This is a genomic window from Vibrio sp. TRT 21S02 (genome assembly GCF_050113675.1).
GTDB lineage: Bacteria > Pseudomonadota > Gammaproteobacteria > Enterobacterales > Vibrionaceae > Vibrio.
On sequence record NZ_JBNJOI010000072.1, the window covers coordinates 1 to 581 of the forward strand.

The 581-nt window shown below is 37.2% G+C and carries 1 protein-coding gene; it reads left to right on the forward strand.

The window, feature by feature from the left end:
- Positions 1 to 104 precede the first annotated feature (104 nt).
- Entirely contained in the window at positions 105 to 443 is a 339-nt protein-coding gene (locus ACQEXU_RS22005; protein WP_228096214.1) for a hypothetical protein, read from the forward strand.
- Positions 444 to 581 lie beyond the last annotated feature (138 nt).

Consider the following 581-nt stretch of genomic DNA (forward strand, 5'->3'; position numbering starts at 1 on the left):
GGCGTTAGCTGCTAATCGATATAACTCTGCTTTAAATCAACCTTACAGTCTGTCATTTTATATAATGTGTTCCGTTATAGTCATGTATCTTGTGGTAAACCTTTATGTTTAATATTTTCCGAGAAAGAAAAGAGAAAAAAGCAATTCATGATGCTTTTAAGGAATTAGCAGCTATTTCTGGGTATTTAGTAATTTCTTCAGTTGAGAAGCATACTGATTCTTTGGATATGGATTCGCCCGTCATTAACCTTATGGAACAAGCTTTAGGTTTCAGCGAAGACCAAAATCATCGTGTAGCGTATATACATTTTATGGAAGCAGTTGGTGAGTTGGACAAGCTTGGTTTAATTGACGAAAGAGATCCAGATGTTGCTCAAGGTATATCGAGGATTAGAGACTTGAAAGTCAATGTTATCGATAAGCTATTCAAGAAATACTACTAAGCTTATCCAGTTCGCAGCTAACAAACAATTTAAGAGTGATTCAGCACGCTTGGCATTTTTGGTTCGGGTTTAGTTCTGTGTTTATGGCGATCCAATTTAGTGTCGTGGTCGCGTGCTTCACACCTTAATTGGGCGTTA